General features: G+C 69.6%; 15 protein-coding genes and 1 tRNA gene. 11 read left to right on the top strand and 5 right to left on the bottom strand.

Annotated features, from left to right (window positions below; genetic code table 11):
* Positions 1 to 2: 2 nt before the first annotated feature.
* Positions 3 to 410 carry a DoxX family protein gene (locus MHA02_RS16515; protein ID WP_147080618.1) on the bottom strand — a complete coding sequence of 136 codons (408 nt, stop codon included), beginning with the start codon at positions 408 to 410 and terminating at the stop codon, positions 3 to 5.
* Between the two features lie 118 nt (positions 411 to 528).
* On the opposite strand from MHA02_RS16515, the gene MHA02_RS16510 reads away from it, so the two are divergent.
* A complete protein-coding gene (locus MHA02_RS16510; protein WP_147080616.1) occupies positions 529 to 1,608 on the top strand; it encodes an NAD(P)H-dependent flavin oxidoreductase in 1,080 nt (359 codons plus the stop codon).
* Here the strand turns inward: MHA02_RS16510 and fliP are convergent.
* Both fliP and MHA02_RS16500 read right to left on the bottom strand, forming a co-directional pair.
* Positions 1,605 to 2,291 carry a flagellar type III secretion system pore protein FliP gene (fliP, locus tag MHA02_RS16505; protein ID WP_238180080.1) on the bottom strand — a complete coding sequence of 229 codons (687 nt, stop codon included), beginning with the start codon at positions 2,289 to 2,291 and terminating at the stop codon, positions 1,605 to 1,607. The two genes, MHA02_RS16510 and fliP, sit on opposite strands and share 4 nt — an antisense overlap.
* 185 nt (positions 2,292 to 2,476) lie before the next feature.
* Positions 2,477 to 3,652 carry a hypothetical protein gene (locus MHA02_RS16500; RefSeq protein WP_147080611.1) on the bottom strand — a complete coding sequence of 392 codons (1,176 nt, stop codon included), beginning with the start codon at positions 3,650 to 3,652 and terminating at the stop codon, positions 2,477 to 2,479.
* Between the two features lie 362 nt (positions 3,653 to 4,014).
* On the opposite strand from MHA02_RS16500, the gene flgB reads away from it, so the two are divergent.
* From flgB to cckA, 7 genes are all read left to right on the top strand, one after another.
* Positions 4,015 to 4,437: a flagellar basal body rod protein FlgB gene (flgB, locus tag MHA02_RS16495; RefSeq protein ID WP_147080609.1), complete on the top strand. Its 423-nt coding sequence runs from the start codon at positions 4,015 to 4,017 to the stop codon at positions 4,435 to 4,437.
* 21 nt (positions 4,438 to 4,458) lie between these two features.
* The gene (gene flgC, locus MHA02_RS16490) at positions 4,459 to 4,869 is read left to right on the top strand and encodes a flagellar basal body rod protein FlgC (protein ID WP_147080607.1); all 411 of its coding nucleotides are present in this window, start codon (positions 4,459 to 4,461) and stop codon (positions 4,867 to 4,869) included.
* A gap of 5 nt (positions 4,870 to 4,874) precedes the next feature.
* Positions 4,875 to 5,189, top strand: coding sequence for a flagellar hook-basal body complex protein FliE (fliE, locus tag MHA02_RS16485; protein ID WP_147080605.1), 315 nt, complete (start codon positions 4,875 to 4,877; stop codon positions 5,187 to 5,189).
* 147 nt (positions 5,190 to 5,336) lie between these two features.
* On the top strand, positions 5,337 to 5,603 hold the full coding sequence (fliQ, locus tag MHA02_RS16480; RefSeq protein WP_147080603.1) for a flagellar biosynthesis protein FliQ: 267 nt from the start codon (positions 5,337 to 5,339) through the stop codon (positions 5,601 to 5,603).
* A gap of 24 nt (positions 5,604 to 5,627) precedes the next feature.
* Positions 5,628 to 6,392: a flagellar biosynthetic protein FliR gene (fliR, locus tag MHA02_RS16475; RefSeq protein ID WP_147080602.1), complete on the top strand. Its 765-nt coding sequence runs from the start codon at positions 5,628 to 5,630 to the stop codon at positions 6,390 to 6,392.
* Positions 6,393 to 6,589: 197 nt separating this feature from the next.
* Positions 6,590 to 7,657 (top strand): flagellar biosynthesis protein FlhB, encoded by a 1,068-nt coding sequence (flhB, locus tag MHA02_RS16470; protein WP_147080600.1) that lies wholly within the window; start codon positions 6,590 to 6,592, stop codon positions 7,655 to 7,657.
* 134 nt (positions 7,658 to 7,791) lie between these two features.
* Positions 7,792 to 10,503, top strand: a complete 2,712-nt coding sequence (cckA, locus tag MHA02_RS16465; RefSeq protein ID WP_147080598.1) for a cell cycle histidine kinase CckA — start codon at positions 7,792 to 7,794, stop codon at positions 10,501 to 10,503.
* A gap of 265 nt (positions 10,504 to 10,768) precedes the next feature.
* On the opposite strand, the gene MHA02_RS16460 is transcribed toward cckA, so the two are convergent.
* Positions 10,769 to 10,843, bottom strand: a tRNA-Glu gene (locus tag MHA02_RS16460).
* A gap of 140 nt (positions 10,844 to 10,983) precedes the next feature.
* On the opposite strand from MHA02_RS16460, the gene MHA02_RS16455 reads away from it, so the two are divergent.
* Positions 10,984 to 11,796 (top strand): TrmH family RNA methyltransferase, encoded by an 813-nt coding sequence (locus MHA02_RS16455; RefSeq protein WP_147080596.1) that lies wholly within the window; start codon positions 10,984 to 10,986, stop codon positions 11,794 to 11,796.
* A 160-nt stretch (positions 11,797 to 11,956) separates the two neighbouring features.
* On the top strand, positions 11,957 to 12,259 hold the full coding sequence (locus MHA02_RS16450; RefSeq protein ID WP_147080685.1) for a hypothetical protein: 303 nt from the start codon (positions 11,957 to 11,959) through the stop codon (positions 12,257 to 12,259).
* Between the two features lie 44 nt (positions 12,260 to 12,303).
* Here the strand turns inward: MHA02_RS16450 and MHA02_RS16445 are convergent, their stop codons facing one another.
* Complete coding sequence (locus tag MHA02_RS16445; protein ID WP_147080683.1) at positions 12,304 to 12,906, bottom strand: LOG family protein; 603 nt, start codon at positions 12,904 to 12,906, stop codon at positions 12,304 to 12,306.
* Positions 12,907 to 13,131: 225 nt separating this feature from the next.
* Between MHA02_RS16445 and MHA02_RS16440 the strand changes: the two genes are divergently transcribed.
* Complete coding sequence (locus tag MHA02_RS16440) at positions 13,132 to 14,823, top strand: LysM peptidoglycan-binding domain-containing protein (RefSeq protein WP_147080594.1); 1,692 nt, start codon at positions 13,132 to 13,134, stop codon at positions 14,821 to 14,823.
* Positions 14,824 to 15,143 lie beyond the last annotated feature (320 nt).

The following is a 15,143-nucleotide window of genomic DNA, read 5'->3' as shown; positions in this document are numbered from 1 at the left end:
GGTCAGTAGCCGTCGGTGCCGCGCCGCATCTGCGCGTCGACGCTGAGGGGACCGGGACCGGCCGCGGCGATGTAGAGGAAGACGAAACAGAACAGGATCGCGGCGTCGCCGCCGTTCAGCGAAGGGAAGAAACTTTTGGGCGCATGCGCCAGGAAATAGGCCACCGCCATCTCGCCCGAGAGGATGAAGGCAACGGGCCGGCTGAACAGGCCGATGAGCAGCAACGCGCCACCGACGAGTTCGAGGATGCCGGCGATCCAGGGCAGCGAGAACATCGCCGGGTTCATGCTGCTGGCCGGGAAGCCCAGAATCTTCTGGGTGCCGTGGGCCATGAAGACGAGGGCCGCGACGATCCGCAGGATGCTCAGCATCCGCGGCGCCCAGAAAACGGCGATGTTCTTGAAATTCATTCTCAATTCGCTCCCGATGCGCGGCTGAACACGCGATCCGACCTATGCTAGGCACGGTGAAACTGCAATCGGAGGGAGAGGCGGACCGCCGCTCTTCTCAGCGATGGGACCCCCCGGAATGCCCTGGCCCGACCGCCGCCTCCTCGATCTCGTCGGGATCGCATATCCGATCGTCCTGGCCCCGATGGTCGGGACCGAGGCGGCGCTCACCGCCTGCGTCGCCGGTGCCGGCGGCCTCGGCTCGCTGGCCTGCGCGGCACTGACGGCCGAGCGGGTCCGGGCCGCCGTGGCCACGATCCGCGACAGCGCCGACGGTCCGATCAACCTCAACTTCTTCTGCCACGTGCCGCCGGCGGAGGACGCGCCACGCGACGCGCGCTGGCTCGCGCGGCTCGCACCCTATTACGCGGAGCACGGGCTCGATCCGGCCGCCGCGACGCCCATGGCGAAGCGGGCGCCGTTCGATGAGGCCATGTGCGCCGTCGTCGAGGAACTGCGGCCGAAGGTGGTCAGCTTCCATTTCGGCTTGCCGAACGCGGCGCTGCGCGAGCGGGTGCGCGCCGCCGGCTGCCTGATCTTCGCCTCGGCGACGACGGTGGCCGAAGCGCGCTGGCTCCACGCCCAGGGCGTCGACGCGGTGATCGCACAAGGGGCGGAAGCCGGCGGCCATCGCGGGATGTTTTTGCCCGGGGAACTCGCCGCGCAGCCCGGCCTGTTCGCCCTGTTGCCGCAGGTGGTCGATGCCGTGAAGGTCCCCGTCATCGCCGCCGGCGGCATCGCCGACGGGCGCGGGGTCGCGGCGGCCTTCGCCCTCGGCGCGGCCGGAGTGCAGATCGGAACCGCTTACCTGCGTTGCCCCGAGGCCGGCATCTCCGAGGCCCATGTCGCTGCCCTGCGTGCGGCGCGCGACGAGGACACCGCGATCACCAACGTCTTTACCGGGCGGCCGGCGCGCAGCCTCTTCAACCGGGCGATGCGCGATCTCGGGCCGCTCTGCGACGACGCACCGGCGTTTCCGAAGGCGGCCGTCGCGCTGCAGTCGCTGCGGGTGACGGCGGAGCGGCAGGGCAGCGGCGACTTCTCGCCGCTCTGGGCCGGACAGGCGGCGGCCTTGTCGCGCGATCTCGGGGCCGCAGAGCTGACGCGGCTGATCGCCGAGGAGGCCGCACAGCGGCTTGCGCAGATCGGGGACCGCTAGCCGCCGTAGCTCTGCACCAGCGAGCCGGCCACCAGCGTCCAGCCGTCGACCAGCACGAAGAAAATCAACTTGAACGGCAGCGCGACGGTGGCCGGAGGCACCATCATCATGCCGACCGCCATCAGGATCGAGGCGACGACGAGGTCGATGATCAGGAAGGGGATGAACAGCAGAAAGCCGATCTCGAAGGCACGGCGCAGTTCCGAGATCATGAAGGCCGGGGTGACGACCTCGAGACCCACCGCCTCGGGGCCGGAGGGCACCGGCACCTTCGCCATGTCGAGAAAGAGCTTGAGGTCCTTTTCGCGGACGTTCTTGAGCATGAAGCTCTTGAACGGCGCACTCGCCCGCTCGAAGGCGACGGCCTGCGTGATCTGCCCGGCCACCAGCGGCTCGATGCCGTTGCGGTAGGCCTCCTTGCCCACCGGCGCCATCACGAAGGCGGTGAGGAACAGCGCGAGGCTGACGATCACGGCGTTGGGCGGGGCGGTCTGGGTGCCGAGCGCCGAGCGCAAGATCGAGAGCACCACCACGATCCGCGTGAACGAGGTCGCCATCACCAGCACGGAGGGTGCCAGCGCCAACACCGTGACGAGGGCTACGAGTTGCAGCGCGCGCTCGGTGACGCCGCCGGTGCCGAGATCGACGTTGACGCTCTGCGCATGCGCCGTCCCCGCGCTCATCGCAGCGAAGGCGAGGCCGAGAAGGCCGGAGGTCAGGGCTCGATTCGAGGGCTTCATCGCGCCCGCAACCTGCGTCGCGCCGGGCCTGCGCACAAGCGACGCGCGGCCACGCTCAGAGCCCTTTCCGACGAAGGCGACGTCGGTTCGTCGAAAGAACGCCCGTTACGACAAAGGCCGGGCTCGTCTCAGGTTTTTCGATCGAGCGGCCGGCCGAGCAGGCGGGCGAACTCCGTTTCGATCTCCTCGACGGTGAACGGCGTGCCTCCGCCTTGCGGCGCGGGCTTGGTCTCGGACGCCGGAGGCGGCGGCTCCGAAGCCGTCGGTGGGGGCGGAGCCGCCGCCATGGCTGCAGCGATCGGGTCGGGGTCGGGCTTAGGCTCCGACGCAGTCGGCTGCGGCACCGGGTTTGCGCGTCCGATCAGGAAGGTCGGGTTCGGCCGTGCCGTGGCCACGGCGATGACCGGCTCGACGGCAACCGGCGGCGCGGCGGCCGGCGGCGGAGGCGGCATCGGTTCGGTGGATGCGGGAGCCGGCACGCCCTGACCGGGGGGCGGCGTCACGGCGGAAGATTGCCGGCGCAGGGCGGTTTCGAGCTGGCGGGCCATGTCCGACAGGGCCGCCGGATCGACCGGGCGCGGTGCGCCGGCCGACGTCGGCGCGGGCGGAACGATCGGTTGCGACTCGGCAGATCCGGTCGGGGCGGCAGGCTCGGGTCGTACGCGCTCGGAGGCGGGCTCGGGGCGCGGATCGACCAGCGGCGGCGGCATGCGCCGCAGAATGCTCCCGATCTGCGAGATGCCGATGCGCGATCTCGCGGGCTCGGCCGCACTCCGCTCCGCCGGCGGAGCCTCGGGCTCGAACAGGGCCGGATCCAGCGGCGGCGGCCGGCCGGTGGTGGCGCTCACGTGACCGTTCGTGCCGGGGGTCGGCTGCGGCACGACCAGCGGCATCTCGAAGGAGCCTGTCCCGAGGGCCGCGGGATTCGCCTGGATGCCCGGGTCGGGCAGCATGTCGGCAGCGGGCTCCTGCCGCATCGACGTCTCGCCGGGCAACTGGGAGCCGGCCCCGCGAATGACGTTGCGCTCCACCACGACGTCGTTGGGGCCGCCCACGAGGAGCAGGTGCTCGACGTTGTCCCGCCGCAGCAGGATCAGCTGGCGGTGCCGGTCGAGCTCGTAGATGTCGACGATGCCGAGGCGCGGCTGGCGCGAGCGGTTTGTCGCGCGTGCGGACATCGACAATCCGCGCCCGGCGATCCGGCGAAACAGCAGCACGATCCCCATCAGCAGGACGAGGATGACGAGAAAGATGACGAGGAACTGCAAGTAGTACGGTCCGTCCGAACTGAAGAACTCTGGCAAGACGGGACACTCTCGTTGTCCGGGCCGAGCCGGCCGGGCATGCGACGCCGCGCGACAGTATCGCGTCCGGCTCCGCAGCGGGCAACAAAGGTAAAAACTTCGTTAACAGCTTCACGCAGCGATCGGGGGATACCCGCACGATCAAGCCGATCGCAGCCGAACTGGCGCGGGGATCGATGCCTGGGAAACGGCGGAAGCCGTGCTGGATCATTCGGAGGCGGAAGCAGGCCATCCGCCTGATTTTAACGGTCCATTAACCACGCAGGCGGCAGATTTTGCCCACCGCGAACGGGGCACTCGGCAATCCGTGCCGGGTAGGCCGCCGCGAGCGGCCGGAATACGCGGGAAGGGTTCGGCGCGCGATGTCCTTCACCGACCTGCCCATCCTCGGAATGCTGCGCAACAAGATGCAGTGGCATCAGGCCCGCCAGGCGCTGCTCGCCGAGAACGTGGCGAATGCCGACATGCCGAACTTTCGGCCGCGCGATCTCGCCGAGATCGGCAGCTCCTCGGGTCCGAGCGGCATGACCGCGCCGTCGGCCGCGATCGTGGGCGGCGACGGGCTCGCCCGCACGAACGCCAACCATATCGGCCTCGCCTCGGCCGACGGACCGAACGCGGCGCCGAAACGCTACAAGGGTTTCGAGATCCGCCCCGGCGGCAACGGCGTCAATCTCGAAGAGGAGATGATGAAGGCCGGCGAGAACCAGAGCGACTACCAGATGGTCGCCTCGCTCTACCAGAAGAGCCTCGACGCCCTGAAGATCGCCGTCGGCAAGCGCTGAGCCGGATAACAGGAGCTCGCCATGGACTTCCTCAAGACGCTCGGCATCGCCGCCTCGGGGCTCAAGGCCCAGTCCGGCCGCATGCGGATCATCGCGGAGAACATCGCCAACGCGGATTCCTCGGCCAAGACCGCCGGGGGCGAGCCCTACCGCCGCAAGATTCCGACGCTGACCAACCGCTTCGACAGCGAACTCGGCGCGACCCTCGTGGAGGCCGGCCGGGTCCGGCGCGACCAGACCCCGTTCCGCACCAAGTACGACCCCGGCAACCCGGCCGCCAACGCCAAGGGCGAGGTCTCGATGCCCAACGTCAACGGGCTGATCGAGAACATGGACATGCGCGAGGCCCAGCGCTCCTACGAGGCCAACCTCAACATGGTCACCGCCACCCGGCGTATGATCTCGAAAACCCTCGAAATCCTGAAGGCCTGACGCCCATGGCCACCTCCGCCTTCGCCGCCGGCGCCTACGCCGCCGCCCAGTCCATCGCCCGGCCGGGCGCCGCGCCGAAGCCGATGCAGACCAGCGGGGCCGGCGGCGGTTTCGGCTCGCTGCTCACCCAGGCCCTCGACTCGGTGGCGCAGACCGGCGCCAAGGCCGACGCGCAGACCCTCTCGGCGGCCGGCGGCAAGGCCAACGTCATCGACGTCGTCACCGCGGTGGCCGAGAGCGAGACGGCGCTCCAGACCCTGGTGGCCGTGCGCGACCGCGTGATTTCGGCCTACGAGGAAATCATGCGGATGCCGATCTAGCGCGCGGTTTCTTCCCTCTCCCCTCTGCGGGAGAGGGGAGCGCCCTCTCAGGCACCGTCGCTCCCCTCTCCGACCCGCTTCGCGGGCTACCCTCTCCCGCAGAGGGGAGAGGGAAACAAGAAACCGCAGCGCAAAGCCCCAAAGACAATGACCGGCCTCGCCATCCTCGACATCGCCCGCGACGGGATCGTCACCTTCCTCAAGGTGGCGGGACCGCTGATGATCGTCGCGCTCATCGTCGGGCTCGCGGTCTCGCTGTTCCAGGCGCTCACGCAGATCCAGGAGCAGACCCTGATCTACGTGCCGAAAATCGTCGCGGTCTTCGCCGCGCTGCTGTTCATGCTGCCCTTCATGGGCGACGCGCTCGCCTCCTACATGGGTCGCATCGCCGAACGCATCGCCTCGGGCGGCTAGTGGCTTCCTCTGCTATCACGGGGCATGAACCTCCTCCTGCCCGGCATCGCGGCGGCGTTCCTGCTGACCTTCGCGCGCGTCGGCGTGATGATGATGCTGATGCCGGGCCTCGGCGAGCAGACCATCTCGGCGCGCCTGCGGCTGTCGCTGGCGCTGCTGGTGACGCTGGTGTTGTTTCCCACGGTGCGCCCGCTCCTGCCGGCGACGAGCGGTGCGCTGGCGGGGCCGGCACTGATCGGCGTGCTGTTCGGCGAGATCCTGATCGGGCTGGTGCTCGGGCTGACCGTGCGCATGGTGCTCGCCGCGCTGCAGACGGCGGGCGTGGTGATCTCGCAGTCGCTCGGCCTGTCCTACGCCATGACCGTCGACCCGATGACGGCCTCGCAGCAGGTGACGCTCGGCAACTTCCTGTCGCTCCTCGGTATCACGCTGATCCTGGCGACCGACCTGCACCACCTCGCGCTCGACGCGATCGGGCGCAGCTACATGCTCCTGCCGCCGAGCAATCTGCCGGCGTTCGGCGATGCGGCCCAACTCGCGATCAAGGCTGTGGCCCGCGGCTTCACCCTCGCCATCCAGATCTCGGCGCCGTTCATCGCTTTCGGGATCCTGTTCAATCTCGGGCTCGGGGTGCTCTCGCGGCTGATGCCGCAATTGCAGGTCTTCTTCGTCGCGGTGCCGGCCTCGATCCTGATCGGCATGCTGATCCTGCTCGCCTCGCTCGGCGTGGTGATGGGCGTGTTTTTGGACGATCTCGGCCGGTATCTGGCGGATTTTCTGGGGCGGTAGGGGTGCGGCATCCCTGGGCTGACGGCTCTGACGCCCACCACCGTCATTCCGGGGCCGCGCAGCGGAACCCCGAACCCACGACCAGGCACGACCGGCTGCGAAACCGAGGGTGCATTCCGGGTGGGTTCCGGGTTCCCGCCTTCGGCGAGCCCCGGATTGAAGGGCTGGTCATCACTCCCCCCGGAGCCCGCTGAGCCATGGCCGAGGGCACCGAGCAGGAAGACAAAACCGAAGAGCCGACACAGCGGCGCATCGATCAGGCGATCGAGCGGGGCGACGTCGCGAACTCGGTCGAGATCAACACCTTCTTCATGCTGGCGGCCTTCACCCTGGCGTTGATGCTCGCCGCCGGCCCGGTGGCGACCAAGCTGATGACCGACATCCGCGGGTTCCTGGCGCATGCCCACACGATCCCATCGGACCCGCAGGCCTATGCCGGGCTCGCGGGCCGGGTCCTGATCATCTTCCTGCAGGCGGTGGCGATCCCGGCCGCGATGGTGGGGGCCGCAGCGCTGGCGGCGGGCATGATCCAGCATCCGCCGGTCTTCACCGCGCAGAGCCTCGCCCCGAAGTTCGAGCGTATCTCGCCGATGGCCGGCATGAAGCGCCTGCTCGGGATCGAGGCGTTCTTCCAGTTCGGCAAGGGGTTGGCGAAGCTGACCGTGGTCGGCATCGTCGCCGGCACGATCCTGTGGGGCCAACGCGACCGGCTCGAATCCTTCGCGCATCTCGATCCGGCCTCCGCGATGCGGGCGGTACTGTCGCTCTCGCTCAAGATGATGGGCGGAGTGCTCGCAGCCTACGTCGCCATCGCGCTCGGCGACGCGCTCTACCAGCGCCACCGCTGGCGCGGGCGCCTGCGCATGTCGAAGGAGGAGCTGAAGCAGGAGCACAAGGAAAGCGAGGGCAGCCCCGAGGTGAAGGGCCGCCGCAAGCAGCTCATGCATCAGCGGGTGAAGAAGCGGATGATGGCGGCCGTGCCGACCGCCACCGTCGTCATCACCAACCCGACCCATTTTGCCGTGGCGCTCCGCTACGAGCCGGGCATGGGCGCACCGATCTGCGTCGCCAAGGGCGTCGACTCGCTGGCGTTCCGCATCCGTGCCGTCGCGACCGAAGCCGGCGTGCCGGTGATGGAGAATCCGCCGCTGGCCCGCGCGCTGCACGCCACCGTCGAGGTCGACGACGAGATCCCGGCCGAGCATTATCGCGCAGTTGCGGAGGTGATCGGTTTCGTGCTTCGCCTGCGCAAACGGGCGGCGTGACGCGGCTGGGCGAACCGGCACGGAACGCCACGGTTTATCCACCTTTTTTCGCGAGACTTTTCCGTCGCTTCGCTGACGTTTCCGCCGCGCCGGCGCGCGGGACAGGACCGGGCTCGACGGATGGATGGAGCCTGATGGCTGAGGAGAGCGGAGCATCGGCGACATCGGCGGCGGCCCCCGGGGCCGCGTCGATCGACCGGTCGGAGCGGCCGGGCCGGGTCGGGCTGCTCCTGATGCTGGCGGGGCTGCTCGTCGGCGCGGCGGTGGGTCTGTCCTTCGTCGCCAACGATCAGGCGCAGCCGATGATCCTCGGCCTGCTGGCGCTGCTCGCCATGGCCGGGGTGTTCTTCCTGTTCGCCCTCGCGATCGGCGCGCTGCAGCTCGCTGGCCGCTCGGGGCGCGACGACGTCACCCGCGGCATCGTCGACGCCGCGCCCGAGGGCACCGTCGTGGTCGAGGAGGGCGGCCGCCTGATCTACGCCAACGAGGCCTATATGCGGCTCGCCGGCAGCGACAGCTTCGCCACCCTGCGACCCGTGGAGCGCATCTTCGTCGGGGCTCCCGAGGTCTCGGAGGCGATCTTCCGCCTCGCCGAGGCCGGCCGCGACGACCGCTCCCATACGGAGGAGGTCCGCATGGCCCCGCCCCCGACGGGTGCGGCCGAGCGCGACGCCGCCTGGTACCGGATCTCGGTGCGGCCGATCGCGCGCCAGGGCCGCAGCGCCGCACTCTGGACGGTGAGCGACATCACCCACGAGCGCGAGCGCCAGGAGAACGTCTTCCAGGAACTCCAGCACGCGATCGACTATCTCGATCATGCGCCGGCCGGGTTCCTCTCGATCGATGGCGCCGGTGCCGTCGTCTACATGAACGCGACGCTGGCCTCCTGGCTCGGCTACGATCTCGCCACCGTCGGCTCGGGCGGCCTGAAGCTCCTCGAGATCGCACCGGGCTCCGACGTGTTCACCGGCGCGACCGGCAAGCCCGGCGAGGTCCGCACCGACCGCTTCGACATCGACCTGCGCCGCCGCAACGGCCATCCGATGCCGGCCCGGCTCTACCACCGCGTCGCCTACGGGCAGGACGGCAAGGCCGGCCCCTCGCGCACCTTCGTGCTCAACCGCTCGGCCGGTGCCGAGAGCGACGAGCCGCAGCGTGCGGCGGAGGTCCGGCTCGCCCGCTTCCTCAACAACAGCCCGATCGCCATCGCCACCGTCGACCGGGAGGGCCGGGTCGCCCGGGCCAATTCCTCGTTCGTGCGGCTCTTCACGGACATGCCGCGCCAGCCCGGCGAGGGCGCGGCCAGCGACACACCCGAGCCGATGATGCGCGAGGCCGTGCTGGAGCGCGATCGCGCCACCCTCGACGCCGCGCTGATCAAGGCGGCCAGCGGCACCGGCGAGATCGAACCCATCGAGGTGGCGCTCGCCGGCCCCGGCAACCGCTCCGCCCGCGTCTGGATGAGCCCGGCCGACGGCGACACGCCGCAGGCCGCCAAGGATGCGGCCAAGGACGGCGGGAAGGACGGCAAGGCCGCGCAGGCGGATCGCGAGCGCGTCATCCTCTACGCGCTGGACACCACCGCGCAGCGCCAGCTCGAACAGCAGGTCGCGCAGGCTCAGAAGATGGACACCGTCGGGCAGCTCGCCGGCGGCATCGCGCACGACTTCAACAACGTTCTCCAGGCGATCATCGGCTACTCGGACCTGCTGCTCGCGAGCCACAGGCCGACCGACCACGCCTTCCAGGACATCATGCAGATCAAGCAGAACGCGAACCGGGCCGCGAGCCTGGTGCGCCAGCTGCTGGCCTTCTCGCGCCGCCAGACCCTGCGGCCCGAGGTGATGAGCGTCGGCGAGGCGCTCGCCGACCTGACCCTGCTGTTGAAGCGCCTGCTCGGCGAGCGCGTCGCCCTCGACCTCAAGCACGGCCGCGACATCTGGCCGGTCAAGGCCGACGTGAACCAGTTCGAGCAGGTCATCGTGAACCTCTCGGTCAACGCCCGCGACGCCATGCCGACCGGCGGCAAGCTCCTGATCCGCACCGCCAACGTCACGGAGGCCGATGCGCGCCCGGCCGAAGTGCCGGCGGGCGAGCACGTGCTGATCGAGGTGCTCGACACCGGCGAGGGCATTCCGCCGGAAATCATGGAAAAGATCTTCGAGCCGTTCTTCACCACCAAGGAGATCGGCAAGGGCACCGGCCTCGGCCTCTCGACGGTGTTCGGCATCGTCAAGCAGTCCGGCGGCACCCTCGACGTGCAGTCGACGGTCGGCGAAGGCACCGCCTTCCGGATCTACCTGCCGCGCCACATCCCCGAGGCGGAGCCTGCCGTCGAGGAGACGACCGCGCCGGCGATCGAGCCGCCGCCGCGTCCCGCGACGTCGGCCAAGATCGCAAAGGAGCGCCTGAGCGAAGCGCTGCAGAAGCCGGCCCCGATCGCGGCCTCCGCTGCGCCTCCCGTCGCCGACACCACGGGCCAAGCCACCATCCTCCTTGTCGAGGACGAGGATCCGGTTCGCGCCGTGAACTCGCGCGCACTCATGGCCCGCGGCTACACCGTCCTCGCCGCAGCCTCGGGTCCCGAGGCCCTGCGCCTGATGGAAGAGCACGACTACGCCGTCGACCTCGTCGTCTCCGACGTGGTGATGCCGGAGATGGACGGCCCGACCCTGCTGCGCGAACTGCGCAAGCAACGGCCCGAGCTCAAGGTCATCTTCGTCTCGGGCTACGCCGAGGACGTCTTCCGCAAGAACCTCCACGAGGGCGAGTCCTTCGACTACCTCGCCAAGCCCTTCAGCCTGAAGCAGCTGGTCGAAACGGTGAAGACGACGCTGGCGGGGTGAAGGCGGCAGCACCGCACGTCCGGCCGGCTTGGCGCAGCTCTCACCTCACGCGACACCGTGACGTCGCCCCGCGCGCCGGACACGGCCGCGCTCGACGAGCCCGAACCGACAGAACGGACACCCGATTTTCCGGACTGTCAGTGACGCCCTGCTTCGACATGGCTTTTGTCCGCGTGCCTAAGCTTCGCGCAGACGTCTCCCCGGCCAGAGCGATCCCAGATCATCCTGCAGGCCGAAAACTCTAACGATTTGAGAAGTTTGTTGCTGGCGCGCCCTGCGGGAATCGAACCCGCCTTTTCAGCGTGAAAGGCTGACGTCCTAACCGATAGACGAAGGGCGCTTGCTCTAGGCGGATCGGTCTATAGTCGGCCCGGGCGGTCACGGCAACGGTCTCGTTGCGTGTTCTTGCGCAGGAGGGCGGCTTGACGTGGGCGGCGGATGCCGGTCTGTCGCCGCACGGCATCATTTTACGAGCGGTTCATGACTTCCCGACGCGACGGCCCGCCCCGGTTCCAGGGCGCAGCCCGGTTCCGGCACCGGCCCCAGGGGCACAGGCCGGGCGGTCCGGCGGCCCGCGAGGGGCTCGACCATGTGGTGCTCTACGGCTGGCACCCGGTCTCGGAGGCGCTGGCGAACGCGGCGCGCGGACTGCACCGGCTGCTGGCCACCGAGAACGGCATCCTGCGGCTCAAGGAGGAACTCGGCGAGCTGCGGATCGAGCCGGAACTGGTGAAACCGAGTGCGATCAACGCCCTGCTCGGGGCCGACGCGGTCCATCAGGGGCTCTATCTCGAGGCCGAACATCTGCCGGCGCCGGCGATCGAGTCCGTTCCCGAGGATGCGCTGCTCGTGGCGCTCGACCAGATCACCGACCCGCACAATGTCGGGGCGATCGTGCGGACGGCGGCGGCCTTCGGCGTGACGGCGATCGTCACCACCGCGCGGCACGCGCCGAACGCCACCGGCGTCATGGCGAAATCGGCCTCGGGCGGCTTGGAGCACGTGCCGCTGATCGTGGTGCGCAACCTCGCCGAGGCGCTGATCGCGCTGGGTGAGCGCGGCTTCGCCCGGGTCGGCCTCGACTCGGAGGCCGAGACGCCGCTCGACGACGTGGAGAAGCGGGCCGGCATGGTCGTGGTGCTCGGCGCCGAGGGCAAAGGCCTGCGTCAGCGCACCCGCGAATGCTGCGACGTTCTCGCCCGGATCGACTTCACCGGCGCGATCCGCAGCGTGAATGTCTCCAACGCCGCCGCGATCAGCCTCTACGCGTTGACCCGCGGCCGGGCCGGCTGACCGCCGGGTCGAGGTTTTTCGCGGCGCAGACCATTCGTCTTTCTCGCTCCTGACGGCGCACATTGCCGGCACAGGACTACGTTCAGGTTGCCCCTGCTAACGCTCCGTTCGCGCCGGGGCTTCCCGCGGCGCGCCCAGGAGATAGCCTTTGAGCAAATCCATGACGTTCGCGGCCGGTGTCGTCGCGGCCGGACTGATGCTGGCGGCTCCGGCGTCGGCGGCACCGATCGGCGCGGCTGCCGCATCCGACGCAGGCAACCTGATCGAAACCGTTCAGTATGGCTACGGCGGGTACGGCGGCGGATATGGCCGCGAACGTGGCTATCGCGGCTACGGCGGCGGCTACGGCCGGGGCCGTGGCTTCGGCGGCCATCACCACCATCATCACGGCCCTGGGTTCGGTCGGGGCCGCGGCTTCGGCGGCGGCTATTACGGCAGCCGTGGCCGGCGCGACTTCTTCTAGTCGGCGCGGGCGCCTCGGAACGATCCGAGGCGCCCGGCTTCCCGCTACATCCGCGCCTTCACCAATTCCGTGTCCGCCGGATCGGCCTCCCGCCGCGCGACGGCTTCCGTGAGCATCGGCACGACGTCCGCCGGATCGGTCGCGACGAGGAAGGCCGGGTCGAGACCGGGACGCAGAAAACCGTGGCCGCGCATGTGGTCGAGGAGCGTCAGCAGCGGATCCCAGAAGCCGTTGATCGAAAGCAGCAGGATCGGCTTGGCATGCTGGCCGAGCTGCGCCCAGGTCATCTGCTCGATAAGTTCTTCCAGCGTCCCAATCCCCCCCGGCATCGCCACGAAGGCGTCGGCGCGGTCGAACATCAGCTTTTTGCGCGTGTGCATGTCGCCGACGACCACGGTCTCCTGAATGTCGTCGAGCATGCGCTCGCGCGATTTCAGGAAATCGGGAATGATGCCGGTGACATGGCCGCCGGATTCCAGCGCCGCATGGGCCACGGTGCCCATCAGCCCGACATTGCCGCCGCCATAGACGAGCCCGATCCCGGCCTCGGCCAGCCCCCGGCCGACCGTGACGGCTGCTTGCCTGAAGGCAGGGTCGCCGCCGAAGCCCGAACCGCAATAGACGCAAACCGAATTCAGGCGCACGATTCCCCCTCCCCCCATGCTGCGCGTTTTTCGCGGGTCTTGCCGAATGTGAGGAGGCCAAGAACGGGGATGGCCTGGTCCTGCACTCGGTATTCGCCCCCTGGCCCGCGGCCGTGCCTTGGTGTTCCTGTCATGTTCGATAATATGCCATGAGATCTGGACGGGTTGTCGACAGGCTCAACGAGAGGGCGCGGCATCGCCGCGACCGGACGTAGGGAGTAGGGCGCCATGACGGCGGGTTTGCAACGGGGCCTGGCGCTGGCCGGCATCGGCGTTGCTGTCGGGCTGGCCGTCGTGGCGGCGCTCTTCGGCACCGGTGACCTCCTGAAACGCGTCCGGGGCGCCGTCGTCCCCACCGAGACCCCGCGCTCCGCCGCAGACCTGCCGAAGAGCGGCCCGGCAAGTTCCGAGGCCCCCGCCGACAGACCGCCGGCGAACACCGAAAAATCACGCCCGGACACCGGCGACCGGGCCGCCATCGACCCCGACAAAAACCCTCTTGCCGGCCTCGGAGACGCGCCGCAAGGGGAATCCCGGCAGGCCGAGGGGGCCCGGACGCCGAGCCTCGACATCCTTCGCGTCGAGCCCTCGGGCGAGGCGGTGCTCGCGGGCCGCGGCGCACCGAAGGCGTCGGTGGAGCTGCTGCGCGACAACAAGACGGTCGCCCGCGCCACCGCCGACGAATCCGGGCAGTTCGCCATCGACAGCCTGACGCTTCCGCCCGGCAACAGCGAGCTGACGCTGCGCAGCACCACCCCCGACGGCAAGACCACGGAGGGCAAGGCGAGCGCCGTCGTGGTGATCGACAAGGACCGGAAGGCGCAACCCCTCGTCGCCGTGAGCGAACCCGACAAGCCGACCCGGGTGCTGTCGATGCCGGGCGCCACCGCCGAGGCCGGCAAAGATGTGGGGAAGGATACCGGCAAGCCTGCTCCCGTGGGCGACAAGGCTGGCGCACCGCCCCGCCGCGAGGCGGCGCTTCCGGGCGCCGGCGACAAGCCGGCCGCTGCCGCCGGAGAGGCGGCCCCGGTCAAGATCGTCAGCATCGACGCGCAGGAGGGCGGGCGGCTGTTCGTGTCGGGACAGGGTGCGGCCTGGACGTCTCTGCGGCTCTATCTCAACGACACGCTGGTCGCCTCGGGGCGCTCCGGCGCCGACGGCCGCGTCAGCTTCACCATCGGCCGCGGCGTGAAGCCGGGCGGCTACCAGATCCGTATCGATCAGGTCGACGACGCCTCCGGCAAGGTCGGCCACCGGGCGCAGGTCGGCTTCCATTTTCCGACCCAACTCGCTGCGAAAGAACCGGCAAAAGATCCGGTCGGATCGGCTGCCCCGGCGAAGCCCGAGGCCGCGGCGGCCCGTGCCGCCGAGAAGCAGGCACCCATACCGCCTTCCGCAACAAGGCCCTCGGCTGACGGGACCCCGGCCGTAGCTGCCGGCGCGGGACGGCCGATCGCCGCCATGCCCTCGCCGGACGCCGACAGGCGCACAGCCGAGGCACTGTCGCCGAAGCTCCCAGGGGCCGGACGTTTGCCGGGTAGCGATGCCCGGGCCGCGTCTCCACCCGCCGTCGCGCCCGGGGCTGGCCAGGCCCTGCCGGCCAATCCGCCCGGTGCTCCGCCGCGTCTCGCCGGACGGTCGCCGACAGCGCCGCAAGGCCCCGACATGGCGGCTTCCGGCGCGCCGGGTGACCAGCCCGCCACGGTGTTCGTGCCCGAGATCGACACCGCGAAGATCACCCGCGGTGACAACCTCTGGCAGATCAGCCGGCGCAGTTACGGCGACGGCAAGCGCTACACGGTGATCTACGACGCCAACCGCGACCAGATCCGCGATCCGAACCTGATCTATCCGGGCCAGATCTTCGTCATGCCGAAGGAGAGCCCGGCTGCCGACCGGCAGGGGGCGAAGCGGGGCTGACGCCTTGTTCGGCCGCCTGCAGGCACGAGGCCGAACGCTCGCGGTCATAGTGACGATCGCTGAGGCGCAAGTGAGCATCGCCGAGCGCAAGCCGGATCCGGCACGATTCTAGGCTGTCGCTGCGACGTCGCCGCGGCATCGAGGCCGGTCGAAGGGTGCGTGGCAGCTCCAAAAACCACGACCTTCGCCTTGGGTCCGAGGTCGAGAAAAAGGCGCGGATCTCCGATACGATCGCATTGTGCCAATTGCCGCAAGGATCCGTTGAGCATTCCCAGCGCAATGCCGATCTCCACGATCGCTTAACGCTCGCTCTTAAGCCA

It is taken from the genome of Methylobacterium haplocladii (genome assembly GCF_007992175.1).
Lineage (GTDB): Bacteria > Pseudomonadota > Alphaproteobacteria > Rhizobiales > Beijerinckiaceae > Methylobacterium > Methylobacterium haplocladii.
Note: the sequence above shows the minus strand (reverse complement) of the source record. Positions and strands in the feature narration are given on the sequence as shown.

What these genes read in the sequence shown, in the direction of transcription:
- MHA02_RS16515 (WP_147080618.1), bottom strand. Translation starts at nt 410, where the DNA reads ATGAATTTCAAGAACATCGCCGTTTTCTGGGCGCCGCGGATGCTGAGC.
- MHA02_RS16510 (WP_147080616.1), top strand. Translation starts at nt 529, where the DNA reads ATGCCCTGGCCCGACCGCCGCCTCCTCGATCTCGTCGGGATCGCATAT.
- fliP (WP_238180080.1), bottom strand. Translation starts at nt 2,291, where the DNA reads ATGAGCGCGGGGACGGCGCATGCGCAGAGCGTCAACGTCGATCTCGGC.
- flgB (WP_147080609.1), top strand. Translation starts at nt 4,015, where the DNA reads ATGTCCTTCACCGACCTGCCCATCCTCGGAATGCTGCGCAACAAGATG.
- flgC (WP_147080607.1), top strand. Translation starts at nt 4,459, where the DNA reads ATGGACTTCCTCAAGACGCTCGGCATCGCCGCCTCGGGGCTCAAGGCC.
- fliE (WP_147080605.1), top strand. Translation starts at nt 4,875, where the DNA reads ATGGCCACCTCCGCCTTCGCCGCCGGCGCCTACGCCGCCGCCCAGTCC.
- fliQ (WP_147080603.1), top strand. Translation starts at nt 5,337, where the DNA reads ATGACCGGCCTCGCCATCCTCGACATCGCCCGCGACGGGATCGTCACC.
- fliR (WP_147080602.1), top strand. Translation starts at nt 5,628, where the DNA reads ATGAACCTCCTCCTGCCCGGCATCGCGGCGGCGTTCCTGCTGACCTTC.
- flhB (WP_147080600.1), top strand. Translation starts at nt 6,590, where the DNA reads ATGGCCGAGGGCACCGAGCAGGAAGACAAAACCGAAGAGCCGACACAG.
- cckA (WP_147080598.1), top strand. Translation starts at nt 7,792, where the DNA reads ATGGCTGAGGAGAGCGGAGCATCGGCGACATCGGCGGCGGCCCCCGGG.
- MHA02_RS16455 (WP_147080596.1), top strand. Translation starts at nt 10,984, where the DNA reads ATGACTTCCCGACGCGACGGCCCGCCCCGGTTCCAGGGCGCAGCCCGG.
- MHA02_RS16450 (WP_147080685.1), top strand. Translation starts at nt 11,957, where the DNA reads ATGACGTTCGCGGCCGGTGTCGTCGCGGCCGGACTGATGCTGGCGGCT.
- MHA02_RS16440 (WP_147080594.1), top strand. Translation starts at nt 13,132, where the DNA reads ATGACGGCGGGTTTGCAACGGGGCCTGGCGCTGGCCGGCATCGGCGTT.